This window comes from Kitasatospora sp. NPDC127067 (genome assembly GCF_042724755.1).
Lineage (GTDB): Bacteria > Actinomycetota > Actinomycetes > Streptomycetales > Streptomycetaceae > Kitasatospora > Kitasatospora lactacystinica.
Window position 1 is genome coordinate 42,613 of the sequence record NZ_JBHXEM010000023.1, and the last position, 14,275, is coordinate 56,887.

Below are 14,275 nucleotides of genomic sequence, written 5' to 3' on the forward strand. Positions count from 1 at the left end.
GGGTGAGGGGCGGAGTGATCCGCCCCGGAGAACACGAAGCTGACGGGCGTTCAGTTGCATCCGGTGGGTGCGGAGATGGAGATCGTGGTCGTGGAACACGGTGGAGAATCCCTTCCACGGCGGCCCGGGCGGCCGCCGTCGCGGTGACTCCAAGACTGATCGCCGGAACCCCGTTCGCGCATGTGCCGATCGGCAGGAATCCCGCCGGAAAGCGACCGGGCCTCCCCTGCCGATCGGCAGGGGAGGCCCGGGGCGCGGGACGGCGCTGGGGGCGGCGGGGCGCGGCCTGGGGTCGGGGCCTAGACCCGGGCCGGGAGTCGGGTGCAGACCGCTCCCGTCATCAGCGGTGCGGGCTCGGCGCCCACGGTGGCGAGGGTGAACGCGGTGGTCAGCGCGCTGATGTCGCGGGACTCGCGGATCAGCAGGTGGTTGGCGCCCGGGGCCTCGTACCGCGCGAGGTCCGGGACGACCCGGCGGGCGCGCAGCGCGTACTCCAGGGACTGGGTGGCACTGGCCGAGCTGTGGTCCCCGGTGCCGTGGACGATCAGCACCCGCCGCCCGGCCAGCTGGTCGACCGGGTCGCCGCTGGGCAGCCAGGGGGCGATCCCGGCCACGCCGACCACGGACGGGTGCCCGGCGCACCAGAAGGCGGCGCGCCCGCCCAGCGAGTTGCCGATCAGGACGACGGGTGCGCCCGGGTACAGCCGGGCCAGCTCGTCGAGCGCCCACAGGGTGTCGACGGCGGTGTCGGCGTCCGCGCCGTTCCAGCCGCCGTGGCGGTAGCGCAGCAGGTGCACCGCGAGGCCGTGCGGCCGGCCGCGGTCGGTGAGCTCGGCGGCCAGGTCCCGCAGGCCCAGTTCGGCGACCTTCAGCGGTGCTCGCCGACTGCGGAGGAATCCGCCCGGCAGCAGCAGGGCGACGCCGTCGACCGGCCCCTCTCCCTGTCGTGCGGTCAGCTCTGCGGTGCGCGGACGCTGCGCTCGGAACACGCGAAATCCCTCCTGATGTGTACAGGCGGATTCTACGGTTCCGAGGACGGGTCCCGGTGCGCGAGGAGGGACCACAGGACCCAGCCGGAGACCCGGGTGCGCACCACCATGACCTTCGCCCAGCGGGCGCCGAGCGGTGAGGTCCAGGTGTCCACGACCTCGACCCGGTCACCCGAACGGGCTAATCCGACGACGGTCTCCTCGCCGAAGTGGTCGACCCGGACGTTGGCGGCGTTGGCCGACACCTCCCACCAGCCCGCGCCGAGCTCGGGCGGCAGATCGGTGCCCGCCGTGACGGCCGCCGGGATGAGCAGGATGCCCAGTGCGACCACGGTGGCCGCCGCACGGCCGATCACGGCCACGGGAACCTCCGAGCGGCGTTCCGTGCGGTGCTGTGTGCGGGCAGCGGCGGTGGCGTCGGGATCGGGGGAGGCATGTACAGCAGAACGAGCCGACCGGGCGTCCGCGTACAGTCCGGTGCCGAGGTTGACCCGGTCGGCGCAGCACGGCGCGCGGACCCGGTGCTGCCGGTGCTGCGACGGATACCCGGCGCATGTCAACGGTCGCACCGTGGCGCGGGGTTGGCGCGCCCTGGCGGACGGCCGTAGTCGACCGGCGCGCTCGGGGTGGGGCCTCGGTCACGCGGCCTCGGTCACGCGGCCTCGGTCACGCGGCCCGGTCACTCGGCGTGCTGCTCCGGCAGGAGTTTCTCCCGGGTCTCCCGGAGGAACGCCGCGACGACGTCCGCATCGGCGAGGACGAGGGCGACGACCCGTTCGCCCGGGCTCGGTTGTTCGGTGTGCGCCGTGATCCGGAGCTCGCGCGTGTTCTCGGCGGTGACGTCCCGGAGGTCGCTCCACGGCAGCGGGGCCGTGGGGTGGTCGCTGCCGGGGTCGACGAGGAGTCCCGCGGGCAGCACGGCGAGCACCGTCCCGAATACGACGTGCCCCTCTTCCTCGAACCGCTCGTGCAGCGGCGCGGTGTAGCGCGGCATCAGGCCCGCGCGGATGGCCTCGGCCAGCCCCGGTTCGTAACGGCCCGCCAGTTTCGAGACCACGAAGGGGGTTTCGCGGCCGCGCGCCAGGATGACGACGCGGCCGAAGTGCTCGATGCTCAGGCTGCCGCGGAATTCCATCCGGGAGGGTATGTACTCGTAGCTCTCGATGGCGTCCCAGGGCAGGGCGCGGAAGTCGCCGCCGGCGTGGTGGAGGACGAGGCCGCCCTCGTAACGCGCCACGGCGACCAGCCCGGAGCGCGGCGGCATGTTCTTGTAGGCCCAGGCGGCCGCTATTACGGCGGCGACCGCGAGGACGGCGCCCCACCAGGTCCAGCCGGAGGCGGCGATGACGAGGATGCCGGGCAGTCCCAGGCCCCATTTGCCCACGCCGTCGCCGATCCGGCGGCTCGTCCGGTACAGCCGCCGCCGTTCACCCAGGCCTGCCTCGGCCGCGACCTGGTCGCAGCGGGTGGCACCGCTCATCGCTGACTCCCCTCGGTTTTCGAGCGCGCCAGTCTAGTCGGGGCGGCTGGACGGTCGGGCCGGGTGGGTTTCGAAAACCGTTGCGCGCAAAGGGTGGTAACACTGTTTCCCATGGGTTACGTTGTTACCCATGAGCACGCCCTACCAGGACGCGCAGCGGGTCGGCCAGGATGCCGTGCGCGCCGTGATCCTCGACCGCGCCATCGCCCTCCTCGTCGCCGAAGGCCCCGCCGCACTGACCGTGCGCCGGATCGCCGCCGAGATCGGCTCCTCGACCAAGGTGCTGTACACGATGTTCGGCGGGAAGGAGGGGCTGCTGGACGCGCTGTACCGGGAGGGCTTCGCGCGGCTGCGCCGGGCGCAGGAGCAAGTCCCGCGCGGGGGAGAACCGTTGGCCTATCTGACCGAGCTCGGCCGGGCCTACCGGGAGCGGGCGATCGCCGAACCCGCCTACTACCGGGTGATGTTCGAGCAGCCGGTCCCCGGATTCCGGCCGGGCGCCGAGGCGTTGGCCGTCGCGGACGGCGCGTTCGGTGCGTCGGTGGCCGCCGTGGAGGCCTGCATCGCGGCCGGGGTCTTCCGGCCCGCCGACGCCGACGAGGTCTCCAAGCTCTTCTGGGCGGCCACCCACGGCGCGGTGAGCCTGGAACTCGCCGGCCACTTCGCGCCGGCCGAGGCCGGGGCGCGCTACGAGGCGCTGATGGCCGCGCTGGGACGGGCCTTCGCCGCCGCCACCCCATCACCTGACGAGAGGTCGACACCATGAGCACCGACGGTCCGGACCGTGACGGCACGAGCCGCAACCGCTTCCTGCGCGGGAACTTCGCCCCGGTGACCGAAGAGGTCACCGCCCACGACCTGCCCGTCACCGGCCGCATACCGGCCCACCTCGACGGGCGCTACCTGCGCAACGGCCCCAATCCGCTGGGCATCGAGGATCCGGCCGCGCACCTGTGGACCCTCGGCGCGGGCATGGTGCACGGTGTCCGGATCCGGGACGGGCGCGCCGAGTGGTACCGCAACCGCTGGGTCCGCTCCGGTGCGGTCGCCGACCGGCTCGGCGAGCCCCGGCGCGGCACGCCCGTCGACGAGCGGCTGGACATCTCCCCCAACGTGCAGGTCGCGGGCCTCGCCGGGCGCACCTACGCGCTGATCGAGGGCGGCATCCGCCCGTACGAACTCACCTACGAGCTGGACACGGTGGGGCCGTGCGAGCTCGGTGCCACGCCGGAGGGGTTCAGCGCCAACGCCCACTCGATCCTCGACCCGCACAGCGGGGAACTGCACTCGCTGGCCTTCCGGTACGGCTCCGACCAGGTGCAGCACATCGTGATGGACGCCGCCGGCGCCGTCCGGCGCAGCACGTTGATCGAGGTGCCCGGGAACCCGTACATGCACGACTTCGCGCTCACCGAGCGGTTCGTGCTGCTGTACGACACGCCGGTGGTGTTCAGCGCGGCGCACCTGGCCACCGGGGTGCCCTTCACCTGGGACGGGCGGCGTGCCGCGCGGATCGGGGTGATGCCGCGCGAGGGCGGCGCGGTGCGGTGGTTCGAGCTCGCGCCGCACCTGGTCGGCCACACCCTCAACGCGTACGAGCGGACGGCGGATTCACTGGTGGTCGACGTCGTGCGGCACCCGCCGGGCATCGACCTGCGCGACATCGGCGCGAGCCGGCCCACGCTCGACCGCTGGACGATCGACCTGGCGGCGGGGACGGTGCGGGAGGAGCGGTTGGACGACCGGGTCCAGGAATTCCCGCGCGTCAACTCCCGTCACACCGGTCGCCCTTACCGCTACGGCTACGCGGCCGCCGTCGAGCTCTACGCGCCGCCGAGCGGCCCCGGGGACGACCGCCCGGACGAGGGCTTCAGCAACGCCCTGCTCAAGCACGACCTGAGCCGGGGGACCGTCGAGGCCCACGAGTTCGGGCGCGACGGGGCGGTGGGCGAGGCGGTGTTCGTCGCTGCCGAGTCGCCGACGGCGGAGGACGACGGGTACCTGATGGCGTACGTCCACGACCCGGACCGGGGAGCGGCGGACCTGGTGATCCTCGCCGCCCAGGACTTCACCGGCGAGCCCCTCGCCCGCATCCACCTGCCGGTGCGGGTGCCCCTGGGCCTGCACGGGAACTGGGTGCCGGGCGGGGACGGGGGCGGTCATCGGGGCGGGGACACGGGCTGGAGCTGAGGGGCACATATGTGCCCGCTGTGAGCATGAGGGGGACCGGGCTCAGCGGGGCCGGGTGGCACGCAGGGAGTAGGACTGCGGCGCGGGGGAGCCGGCGGGGACGCGGAAGTGGGCCTGGGCGTGCTCGTGGAGGAAGTCCAGACGGAGGCCGGCCTCGGCCAGCGCGGTGACGACCTCGCCGAGGCCGTGCTGCCACTGGACGGTGACGGCGGCGTCGAGCCGGGCGTCCGGGTCGGCGTAGGTGCCGGGGTGGTCGACGACGATCGGGGTGCGCTCGAAGTAGTCCTCCTCGAAGCTGCGCCCGTCGTCGGCGAGGACGTCGGCCACCGGGTGGTGCTCGGCGAGGTAGAGGAAGCCGCCGGGGGCGAGGAGCGCGGCGACCGTCCGGGCCCAGCGGGCGAGGTCGGGGAGCCAGCAGAGCGCGCCGAAGCCGGTGTAGACGATGTCGTACGTCCGTCCGTCGAGCGCCTCGGCGGCCTCGTAGACGTCGGAGGTGACGAACCGGGCGTCGTCGGCGCCGATCCGGGCGGCGAGGTCGGCGGCGGCCGCGACGGCCGGGGCGGAGAAGTCCAGTCCGGTGACGACGGCGCCGCGGCGGGCCCAGGAGAGGGTGTCGAGCCCGAGGTGGCACTGGAGGTGGAGCAGCGTGCGACCGGTGACGTCGCCCACCTCGGCGGGCTCGTAGTCCTGGAGGGTGTCACGGCCCGCGACGAAGCCGGGCAGGTCGTAGAACGGGCCGGTGGCGTGGACGGGCACGCGCTCGTCCCAGTTCGCACGGTTGGCGGTGCGCCAGTCGGGGATGGCGGGGGTCGCGGTCATGTCGGGAAACGCTAGCCAGCGCCCCAGCGGCGGGCAATCGATTTCCGGCGGTCGGGACGGCGGTCGGGACGGCGGTCGGACGGCGGTAGGACGGGGTCGGACGGGGGCGGAGAGGGCCGACGGTGGACGGGGCGCGGACGGGCGGCAGCCGGCGCGCGGAGGGAGGATTCGTCACGGTCCCGGCGCTCGGGGCCTGGTATGTGCGGGTCATGGCCGGGGTTTTCCCTGCTCTTTGTTCCGGATCATGGCGCGCTCTGCGACGATCCGGTGATCGTCGCCCCGACGCGGTGGGCGGCGCGTCGCAGGGGAGAGACCGGCATGGCCGTTCGGCCCGAGGACACTGTCGTCCGGGCGAGGTGGGGAGCCAGGTTCGCCTGGGACAAGGAGACCTGGATGGTGGTCTCCGGAGGGGTGCTGGGGGCGATGTTCGCGAGCATGGGGCTCGCCGTGCTGTTCGGCCCGGCGAACGGGTTCGGCGGCGAGAGCCTCGCGTACATGGGGATCATCAGCATCCTCGGGCTGATGCCCTGCGGCGCGGGCTTCGTCTGGGCGCTGATCCACCCGAGGGCCGGGTTCCCCTCGGCCGCGGTCGGGGCGCTGCTGGGGCTCACGATCTTCGTCGGCTTCGCCGGGGACGGCCTCAACGACTCCTGGAAGGCGCCGCTGGACCGGCCCTCCACGGTCCGTGCGGTGGGCAGCTGGACCAGCGGGGCCCTCGTGGTGCGGGTCCGCCCGGACCTGGTGGTGGCCTACCGCAGCGCCACCGGGGCCGTCGCCTGGAGCTGGTCCCCGCCCGGGCAGGACACGGTGTGCGCGATGAGCCGGGGCACCGGGCCCGACGGGACGGCCCGCGGCGACGCCCTCGGCCTGATCGGCCACTCGCCGCACGACGGGCCCTGCTCCGCCGTCACCGCGCTCGACCTCGCCGACGGCCGGGAGGGCTGGACCGCCACCGTGGACGCGCCCGCCCGGGACGGCGACGACGCGACGCCGGACGTGGTCGCGGTGGCCGGGCAGCAGGCCCTGCTCCAGGAGAAGGCCGGCTGGCGCGCCGTACGGCTGGCGGACGGCCGGGACGTCTGGCACAGCGCGGCCGATCCCGGCTGCACCCCGCTGCAGGTCGCGGGCGGCCCCGGGGACGCCGTCACGGTCGCGCAGTGCGGTGACACCGCTCCCGTGCTGCGCTCGCTGGCCCCGGCGGACGGCCGGGAGCAGCAGCGGATCGCGCTGCCCGCGGCGGGCGGGCTGAAGAACCTCGCGGTGGTGTCGGTCGACCCGCTCGCGGTGTGGGTGGACGCCCAGGCCGAGCGCGGCACCCACGCGGTGCTCAGCTACGACCGGACCGGCCGGCAGCGGGCGGCGATACCGGTCGCCGGGGACGAGTACGACCTGGACGTGATGCTGGGCGGGCTGCACGCCTTCGACGAGTTCACCGCCCGGCCGCTGTTCGGCGGGGTGGTGGTGGGGGACCTGTTCGTCGTGCCGGGGGAGAAGCCCGGCGACATCGGCATCAGCGGAGGCAAGCACCCGAGCCGGACCGCCACCGGCCGGCTGCTGGCGTACTCGCTCACGGACGGCGGCAGGCGCTGGACGGCGGGGCTGGACGACCAGGTGACCGGCCTGGTGGTGGACGGCGGCTCGGTGTGGGCGATGACCCGGGGCCGGGTGACCAGGGTGGAGGTGGCGACCGGGCGGCAGAGCGCCGTGCTGGACGTCAACGACACCGCGTCGCTCTACCCGGTGGACCTGTCCGTGTCGGGCCCGGAGCGGTTCACGGTGGTCGCGGAGGACGGGACCCGGGACGAGCCGCCGGTGCGGGTGCTGAGCTGAGGCCCGTGCCCGGGACGCCGGTAACGGACCGTCACCGCAACGGGCGGTGGCGGGGCGGCCGGTGACGCCGGGTGACCGCCTTGGACGGGGCTGGGCTGGGCTGGGCGCCGGGTGACCCGGTGGCCGGGGACCGGCGGTCCGGCACGGCCGCGCGGCGCCCGGTCACCAGGAGAGGCGGCCCTCGCGATCCGCCCGACCACCCGCGGAGAGGGCCCTCGCGATCCGCCCGGCCGCCCGCGGAGAGGGCCCTCGCGATCCGCCCGGCCGCCCTCGACGGGCCCGCCACCGGAGGACCTGAGCCTTCCGGGCGGTTGTGTCACGCTGGTGGGGGAGCACCGCCGAGATCGGGAGACTCGTGATGGCCGAGATCAGGGTGAACGGGGTGGCGCTGCACTACGAGGCCCGTGGTGAGGGCCCCGGCGTCGTCCTGGTGCACGGTTCCTGGAGCGACGCGGACTCCTGGGCGCGGGTGCTGCCGGGCCTGGCCGAGTCCACCACCGCGGTCGCCTACGACCGCCGGGGGCACAGTCGCAGCGAGGACCCGCTCACCCAGGGTTCGGTGCACGAGGACGCGGCCGACCTGGCCGGGCTGATCCAGGGGCTGGGTCTGGCGCCCGCCTTCGCCTACGGCGACTCCTACGGGGCACTGGTCACCCTCCGCCTCGCCGCCGCCCGGCCCGACCTGCTGCGCGGGATCGCCGTGCACGAGCCGCCGGGGACCGGCATCCTGCTCGCGGACCCGGACCTGCGCCCGATCGGCACCGCCTTCGCCGGCCGGATCGCCGCCGTCCGGGAGCTGCTGGAGCAGGCGGAGTCGGCCGCCGCCGCCGAACTGTACGTGGACAGCCTTGCCCTCGGCCCCGGCGCCTGGGAGCAGCTACCCGCGCCGGTCCGGCACACCTACATCCGCAACGCGCCCACCTACCTGGACGAGCTGCGCGACCCGGACGCGCTCGACCTCGACCTCACCGGGCTGTCCCGGTTCGGCGAACCCGCGCTGCTCACCCAGAGCGACGACAGCGCCCCGATGTTCGGCGAGGTGCTGGACCTGATCGACCTCGCCCTGCCCAAGCCGGAACGCCACCTGTACGCGGGCGCCGGGCACGCCCCGCACCTCTCGCAGCCGGAGGAGTGGGTGCGCGTGGTGCTGCCGAGGGCGCTGGGCTGAGGCGCGCCGTCGCGGTGGCGGCGGGCCGACCGTCCGCCGGGGACGGGGCGGCCCGGGCGGGAGTCGGCCGCCCTACCGGTCGGCGGCCGTCCTAGCGGTCGCCGGCGCCCCAGCCGTCGTCCGGCAGGTCGCCGTCCGGCGCGGGGCACTCGACGTGCTCGAAGCCCCACAGCACCGCCTTGTGCAGCACCCACTCCGGAAGCGGCGGCTGGTCGTAGCCGTCGCGGTCGGTGAGCACCAGCTCGACCCGGACCTCCTCGGCCGGCGAGAACTCCAGGTTCCGCTGGCCCGGGAGGTTCTCGTACGTCACCGTCCGCCAGCTGTGGCCGGTGGCGGTCAGCGCCGTCATCAGGTCCCGCTCGGAGACGTGGGTGTCGAGCGTCACCGAACCGCCGCCCGGCCGGGGGAGGTCGAGCTCGCCGTGCCAGACCGGCAGCGACAGCGCGTGGAGCCGGCGGCAGCGGCAGAACACCGTCTGCACGTCGCCCCAGCCGAAGGCGTGCGGCCACCGGTGGCCGCGGTGGACGCGGCCGCCGTCCCACGGATCGCCGTAGTGGGCGGCGAGTTCGGGCAGTGAGGCACCGTAGCGCAGCTCGCCGAGGCCGCCGGTGGTGGCCAGGCCGGTGACGAGCGGGAGGAAGCCCGTCAGCCCAGGCACCCGCGCACCGCCTCGATCAGGCGGTTCGCCCGGGCGTCGCCGTGGCCGATCATCCGGTTGGCGACGTAGCCGAAGCCGACGCCGAACTCGTCGTCCCCGAAGGCGAACTGGCCGCCGGCGCCGTCGTTGCCGAAGCTGCGCGCGCCGAGCAGCGGGCGGAAGGCGGGGGAGTCCAGCAGCAGGCCGGAGCCCCAGCGGGCGCCCAGGTCGAAGCCCAGGAAGCCCGCGCCGGAGGAGACTTCGCGCACCGCGTCGGTCACGGTGTCGGCCGAGAGCAGCCGCTCGCCGCCGTCCAGGCCGGTGGCCGCCGCCGCGTAGAGGCCCGCCAGGCCGGTGGCCGAGGCGACGGCGCCCGCCCCGGGCAGCTCGATCGCGTGCAGGTCCGGGTCGTTCCAGCCGTGCGGCACGTCCAGGCCGGGGAAGACCAGGGCGCCGTTCATGGTGACGATCCGGGTGAGCAGGTGCTCCGGACCCGGCATCGGACGGCGGCCCTCGGCCTCCACCAGCCGGGCCAGGAGCGGCAGTTCGCTCTCCGGCAGGCCGATCCGGACCGGCAGCCCGAGCGGCTCGGAGATCTCCTTGCGCAGGAACACGCCCGGGGTCAGCCCGGTGATCCGGCGGATCACCTCGCCGACCGCGAAGCCGAACACATGGCCGTGGTACTCGTGGGTGGAGCCCGGCTCCCAGAGCGGCCGCTGCGCCTCGATCGCCCGGATCACCGGATCCCAGGCGGCGACCTCCTCGAAGGAGAGCGCCGCGTCCAGGGCCGGGAGGCCGGCGCGGTGGCCGAGGATCATCCGGGTGGTGACGGCCTGCTTGCCGTTCCGGGCGAACTCCGGCCAGTAGCGGGCGACCGGCGCGTCCAGGTCGAGCCGGCCCTGCTGGGCGAGCAGGTGCGCGGAGATGCTCACCGGGCCCTTGGCGCAGGAGAACACCGGTACGACGGTGTCCTGCGTCCAGGCCCGGCCGGTGCGGTCGTCGGCCGTGCCGCCCCACAGCTCGACCACCTTCCGGCCGCCGGAGAACACCGTGACGGCGGCGCCCAGTTCGGGGAACTCGGTGAAGTTGGCGGCGAAGGCGTCCGCGACGGCGCCGAAGCGCTCGTCGGCCCAGCCGTGGTGCTGCTGCATGATGTGGTGCCCCGTTCTGCCCTCAAGATCGACCGAACCACGCTACGGGAGCCGGGCGGCCGTGACGAGGGGATTTCACCAGGCCGGGGCAGGTGGGACGGATGTGGCAGACTCGCCCACCGGAACGGAGGAGGGGGCCAGGTGGATCGCGAGGCGCTGACCGCGCTCTGGGAGCGGCGGTGGCCCGGCACGGAGCCCGTCGGGCACGAGATCGACAGCCGGGCGCGGGACGTCTGGGTGCGCTTCCACAGCCTGCCGGAGTCCAAGCGGTACCCCGACGACGAGCGCGAGTACGCGATCGTCCTGGAACGCCACAACACCGTGCTGGACGAGCTGTTCGCCGGCGCCGAGGTGTACGTCCTCACGCCCAGGTGGACGAGCAGGACGAGCGTCCCCCGCATGCGCCGGGACGCGAGGCACTGGCGCACCTGGCTCCAGAGCGACGACCCCGAGCCGGAGTTCCGCACCTACTGCCACGTCTTCGTGGAGCGGCGGCAGTGGCGGCGGGGCGGCCTGGACCGGCTGCTGCGCCGGGTCGCGGACGAGCGGGAGGCCGGGGTGATCGTCACGGACACCGGGATGCGGCGGCTGTACCACCCGTACGACGGCGGCGCGGACGTCCACCTGGCCACACCGGAGGAGCGCGACCGGTTGAAGGAGCGGCACGCCGACTGGCTGTCGCGGCACCCGGACGGCTGGTGAGCGGCGGGTCGGGGCGAAGGCTTGCCGTGGCCGCCGTCCGCCCCGCAGAGTGTCGGGAGCGCGTTGACGATCACGCGCGCCGGCAGCTCGGCTGCCGCAGTGGGCAGGGGAGCGGGACATGGCCGTCAGTCTGAGCAAGGTCGAGCGGAGCGCGCCCGGGCTGGTGAGCCTCTACAAGACGGCCGGCGCCTCGGTGGAGCGGCGCGGGCTGAACGGCCAGCGGCTGGCGGTGTACCTGGTGGTCGACTACTCCGGTTCGATGCGGCCCTACTACAAGGACGGCAGCGTCCAGGCGCTCGCCGACCGCGTGCTGGGGCTGTCGGCCCACCTGGACGACGACGGGAGCGTGCCGGTCGTCTTCTTCTCCACCGAGGTCGACGCCCGGGCCGAGATCGCCCTGGCGGACCACGCGGGCTGGATCGACCGGATCGTCGCGGGCCTCGGGCACATGGGGAAGACCAGTTACCACCTGGCGATGGACGCGGTGGTCCGGCACTACCGGGAGAGCGGGGCCACGGCGCCGGCCTTCGTCCTGTTCCAGACGGACGGCGGCCCGATCAGCAAGAGCGCGGCGGAGAAGCGGCTGTGCGAGGCGGCGACGCTGCCGATCTTCTGGCAGTTCATCGGCTTCGGGGACCCGGACGGCAGGCAGTTCGACTTCCTGCGGAAGCTGGACGAACTGCCCGTCCCGGAGAAGCGGCCGATCGACAACGCGGGCTTCGTCCACCTGGGGCGCGATCCCCGGACGGTCTCCGACGGGGAGCTGTACGACCTGCTGCTCACCGAGCTGCCGAGCTGGCTCGCGGCCGCCCGGGCCCAGGGCATCGTCCCGGAGCAACCGGCGCCGCAGCCGCAACCGCAGCCGCAGCCGACGGCGGCCCCGCCGTCGGAGCGCCGGGGCTTCTGGGCCACCCTGACCGGGGGCCCGGGGAAGCGGAGCCGGCGCGGTGAGGCGGGGAGGGGCGGGCTTCGACGGCCAGGACGAAGGCGGTCCGTGAGGAACGGTGTCGCCGCCGTCTACCGGGCCCCTGGCCTGGGCAGGCTCGGACGGACAGCGCCAGCGAAAGGGGCCGACGATGGCCGCAGTTCACGAATCCGTCCTCGACGCGATCGGCGGGACGCCGCTGATCCGCCTCGCCCGGCTCGGCGCCGGGATCGCCGCGCCGATCTACGCCAAGGCGGAGTTCCTCAGCATCGGAGGCAGCGTCAAGGACCGCGCCGCACTGTCGATGGTGCTGGCCGCCGAGCGGGACGGCCTGCTGGGGCCGGGCGGGACGATCATCGAGGCGACCTCCGGCAACACCGGCATCGGCCTGGCGATCGTCGGCCGGCAGCGCGGGTACCGGGTGATCGCCGGGGTGGCGGACAAGGCGGCGGCCGAGAAGGCGGACATCCTGCGCGCGTACGGCGCCGAGGTGGTGCTCGCGCCGACCCTGGTGCCCCAGGAGGACCCGAGGCACCTGTTCAAGGTGGTCCAGCGGCTGGCCGAGGAGATCCCCGGTGCCTGGCTGGCCAACCAGTACGACAACCTGGCCAATCCTGACGCGCATGTCCGGACCACCGGCCCCGAGATCTGGGAGCAGACCGGCGGCCGGGTCACCCACTTCGTCGCGGGCGTCGGTACCGGCGGCACCATCACCGGTACCGGCGGATACCTGAAGGAGGTCTCCGGCGGCACGGTGACCGTGGTCGGCGCGGACCCGGAGTCCTCCTCGTACGGGGGCGGGGACGGCAGCCCGTGGTTCGTCGAGAGCATCGGGCACTTCCTCCACCCCGAGACCGTCGAGGACCGCTGGCCGCAGGCCTACCGCTCGGAGGTGATCGACTCCTTCGAGCGGATCCGGGACCGCGAGTCGCTGCTGACGGCGCGCCGGCTCGCGCGCGAGGAGGGCCTGCTGGCCGGCCCGTCCTCCGGCACGGCGGTCGCGGCGGCGCTGCGGGTGGCGCGGACGCTCGGGCCGGACGACCTGGTCGTGGTGGTGCTGCCCGACTCGGGCCGCTCCTACCTGTCCAAGGTGCACAGTGACGCGTGGATGCGGGAGTGGGGCTTCCTGGAGGACGAGGCGGAGGGCCTGCGCCCGCTGCTGGAGGCGGCCGGGCCGCTGGTGACGGTCGACGCCGGCACCACCGTCGGCGAGGCGGCCCGGGCGCTGCGGGACGCGCCGGGCGGCGTCGCCCCGGCGGTGCTGGCGCGGCCGGCGCGCCCGTTCGGGGTGAACGCGACCGAGGTGGCGGGCTCGGCGTCCCGGGAGGTGCTGACGGCGGCGCTCGCGGACGGCAGGGCCAGGCCGGAGGACCCGCTGGGCGCGCTGCTCGGGCCGGCGCTGCCGACGGTCGGCGTCGGGCAGTCGGCGGCCGAGGCGCGGGCGGCGCTGGCGGGCGGGCGCCCCGCGGTGCTGGTGCTGCTGGACGGCCGGGTGGCGGGGCTGCTGACCAGGGAGGTGCTCGCGGGCTGACGGTACGTCAGTTGTCGCCCGTCGGCATCAGGATGGCGGAGATCACCCGGTCCAGGGTGCGGTCGAACGCCCGGTCCGGGTCGGCGGGCGGGCCCGCGGCGGCGAAGGCCTGGGCCAGGTGCGGGAATTCGCCGCTCGCCGCCGCCCGGCCGAGGTAACCGACCAGCTCGGACTGCCACTTGGCGCCCGCGGCCGCCGTCCGCTCGAACTGGGCGAACTGGGCGATGAAGCCGTTGATCAGGGCCATCGCCTCCATCCGGTCGCCCCCGCCGAGGCCGGTGGGGGCGGTGACGGCGAGGAAGTGGTCGGTGTAGCGCAGGGCGTTGGGGCCGATGCCGGGGCGGGCCAGCACCAGTGCGGGCAGCCAGGGGTGGCGGCGGAAGATGCCGAGCTGCTGGTGGGCGAGGTCGGCGAGGTCGGCCCGGACGTCGCCGCTCGGTGCGGACGGGAACCGGTACTCGGCGGTGGCCGCGTCGAGCATCAGGTCGAGCAGGTGTTCCTTCTTCGGCACGTAGTTGTAGAGCGACATGGTGCCCGCGCCGAGCGCCGCCGCGACCCGCCGCATGGAGACCGCGTCCAGGCCCTCGGCGTCGGCGATCCCGATGGCCGCGGCGGCGATCGAGTCGCGACTGTGGGCCGGGCGCGGGCCGCGGCCGGTGCGCTCGGGGCGCAGCCAGATCACTTCGGGGGCCTCGGGGGGCGTGGGCTTGCTGGACGCCGGCGCGGACCCGCCCGGTGCGGGCGTGCTGGACGGCGTGGGCTTGCTGGACGGCACTGGAAGATCACCTCGCTTTCCCCATCTTAGATACGTACGGCGTACGTAGTAGGATGCGCCTGCGCGCGCTTCTACGTA

General features: G+C 74.6%; 13 protein-coding genes and 1 pseudogene. 7 read left to right on the forward strand and 7 right to left on the reverse strand.

Features of this window, described 5'->3' with window-relative positions:
- Positions 1-299 precede the first annotated feature (299 nt).
- From ACFWJ4_RS12950 to ACFWJ4_RS12960, 3 genes are all read right to left on the reverse strand, one after another.
- The gene (locus ACFWJ4_RS12950) at positions 300-989 is read right to left on the reverse strand and encodes an alpha/beta hydrolase (protein WP_380542739.1); all 690 of its coding nucleotides are present in this window, start codon (positions 987-989) and stop codon (positions 300-302) included.
- A 32-nt stretch (positions 990-1,021) separates the two neighbouring features.
- Positions 1,022-1,351, reverse strand: a complete 330-nt coding sequence (locus tag ACFWJ4_RS12955; protein ID WP_359897392.1) for a hypothetical protein — start codon at positions 1,349-1,351, stop codon at positions 1,022-1,024.
- A gap of 317 nt (positions 1,352-1,668) precedes the next feature.
- Positions 1,669-2,469: a hypothetical protein gene (locus ACFWJ4_RS12960; protein WP_380542742.1), complete on the reverse strand. Its 801-nt coding sequence runs from the start codon at positions 2,467-2,469 to the stop codon at positions 1,669-1,671.
- Between the two features lie 130 nt (positions 2,470-2,599).
- Between ACFWJ4_RS12960 and ACFWJ4_RS12965 the strand changes: the two genes are divergently transcribed.
- Positions 2,600-3,235: a TetR/AcrR family transcriptional regulator gene (locus ACFWJ4_RS12965; RefSeq protein WP_380542744.1), complete on the forward strand. Its 636-nt coding sequence runs from the start codon at positions 2,600-2,602 to the stop codon at positions 3,233-3,235.
- Positions 3,232-4,659 carry a carotenoid oxygenase family protein gene (locus tag ACFWJ4_RS12970; protein WP_380542747.1) on the forward strand — a complete coding sequence of 476 codons (1,428 nt, stop codon included), beginning with the start codon at positions 3,232-3,234 and terminating at the stop codon, positions 4,657-4,659. The genes ACFWJ4_RS12965 and ACFWJ4_RS12970 overlap by 4 nt, the downstream gene beginning before the upstream one ends.
- A 42-nt stretch (positions 4,660-4,701) precedes the next feature.
- Here the strand turns inward: ACFWJ4_RS12970 and ACFWJ4_RS12975 are convergent, their stop codons facing one another.
- The gene (locus tag ACFWJ4_RS12975) at positions 4,702-5,478 is read right to left on the reverse strand and encodes a class I SAM-dependent methyltransferase (protein ID WP_380542750.1); all 777 of its coding nucleotides are present in this window, start codon (positions 5,476-5,478) and stop codon (positions 4,702-4,704) included.
- Between the two features lie 318 nt (positions 5,479-5,796).
- On the opposite strand from ACFWJ4_RS12975, the gene ACFWJ4_RS12980 reads away from it, so the two are divergent.
- Both ACFWJ4_RS12980 and ACFWJ4_RS12985 read left to right on the forward strand, forming a co-directional pair.
- The gene (locus ACFWJ4_RS12980; RefSeq protein ID WP_380542753.1) at positions 5,797-7,308 is read left to right on the forward strand and encodes a PQQ-binding-like beta-propeller repeat protein; all 1,512 of its coding nucleotides are present in this window, start codon (positions 5,797-5,799) and stop codon (positions 7,306-7,308) included.
- A 358-nt stretch (positions 7,309-7,666) separates the two neighbouring features.
- Positions 7,667-8,476 (forward strand): alpha/beta fold hydrolase, encoded by an 810-nt coding sequence (locus ACFWJ4_RS12985; protein ID WP_380542756.1) that lies wholly within the window; start codon positions 7,667-7,669, stop codon positions 8,474-8,476.
- Positions 8,477-8,567: 91 nt separating this feature from the next.
- Here the strand turns inward: ACFWJ4_RS12985 and ACFWJ4_RS12990 are convergent, their stop codons facing one another.
- Together ACFWJ4_RS12990 and ACFWJ4_RS12995 are read right to left on the reverse strand one after the other, a co-directional pair.
- Complete coding sequence (locus ACFWJ4_RS12990; protein ID WP_380542759.1) at positions 8,568-9,134, reverse strand: hypothetical protein; 567 nt, start codon at positions 9,132-9,134, stop codon at positions 8,568-8,570.
- The gene (locus tag ACFWJ4_RS12995) at positions 9,122-10,264 is read right to left on the reverse strand and encodes a serine hydrolase domain-containing protein (RefSeq protein WP_380542762.1); all 1,143 of its coding nucleotides are present in this window, start codon (positions 10,262-10,264) and stop codon (positions 9,122-9,124) included. Before ACFWJ4_RS12995 ends, ACFWJ4_RS12990 begins: the two co-directional genes overlap by 13 nt.
- Before the next feature lie 141 nt (positions 10,265-10,405).
- Here ACFWJ4_RS12995 and ACFWJ4_RS13000 point away from each other — a divergent pair, with 141 nt between their 5' ends.
- The 3 genes and pseudogenes from ACFWJ4_RS13000 (at position 10,406) to ACFWJ4_RS13010 (ending at position 13,422) form a co-directional block, all read left to right on the forward strand.
- Complete coding sequence (locus ACFWJ4_RS13000; protein ID WP_359897377.1) at positions 10,406-10,966, forward strand: hypothetical protein; 561 nt, start codon at positions 10,406-10,408, stop codon at positions 10,964-10,966.
- 118 nt (positions 10,967-11,084) lie between these two features.
- Positions 11,085-11,795 (forward strand): annotated as a pseudogene (locus tag ACFWJ4_RS13005) (vWA domain-containing protein); the annotation flags it as partial.
- Positions 11,796-12,042: 247 nt separating this feature from the next.
- On the forward strand, positions 12,043-13,422 hold the full coding sequence (locus ACFWJ4_RS13010) for a pyridoxal-phosphate dependent enzyme (RefSeq protein ID WP_380542848.1): 1,380 nt from the start codon (positions 12,043-12,045) through the stop codon (positions 13,420-13,422).
- Positions 13,423-13,429: 7 nt separating this feature from the next.
- Here the strand turns inward: ACFWJ4_RS13010 and ACFWJ4_RS13015 are convergent, their stop codons facing one another.
- Complete coding sequence (locus tag ACFWJ4_RS13015; RefSeq protein ID WP_380542765.1) at positions 13,430-14,197, reverse strand: TetR/AcrR family transcriptional regulator; 768 nt, start codon at positions 14,195-14,197, stop codon at positions 13,430-13,432.
- Positions 14,198-14,275: the final 78 nt, after the last annotated feature.

Excerpts from the sequence above, each read along its gene's own strand:
- ACFWJ4_RS12960 (WP_380542742.1), bottom strand. The coding sequence starts at position 2,469 with ATGAGCGGTGCCACCCGCTGCGACCAGGTCGCGGCCGAGGCAGGCCTG.
- ACFWJ4_RS12965 (WP_380542744.1), top strand. The coding sequence starts at position 2,600 with ATGAGCACGCCCTACCAGGACGCGCAGCGGGTCGGCCAGGATGCCGTG.
- ACFWJ4_RS12970 (WP_380542747.1), top strand. The coding sequence starts at position 3,232 with ATGAGCACCGACGGTCCGGACCGTGACGGCACGAGCCGCAACCGCTTC.
- ACFWJ4_RS12975 (WP_380542750.1), bottom strand. The coding sequence starts at position 5,478 with ATGACCGCGACCCCCGCCATCCCCGACTGGCGCACCGCCAACCGTGCG.
- ACFWJ4_RS12980 (WP_380542753.1), top strand. The coding sequence starts at position 5,797 with ATGGCCGTTCGGCCCGAGGACACTGTCGTCCGGGCGAGGTGGGGAGCC.
- ACFWJ4_RS12985 (WP_380542756.1), top strand. The coding sequence starts at position 7,667 with ATGGCCGAGATCAGGGTGAACGGGGTGGCGCTGCACTACGAGGCCCGT.
- ACFWJ4_RS12995 (WP_380542762.1), bottom strand. The coding sequence starts at position 10,264 with ATGCAGCAGCACCACGGCTGGGCCGACGAGCGCTTCGGCGCCGTCGCG.
- ACFWJ4_RS13010 (WP_380542848.1), top strand. The coding sequence starts at position 12,043 with ATGGCCGCAGTTCACGAATCCGTCCTCGACGCGATCGGCGGGACGCCG.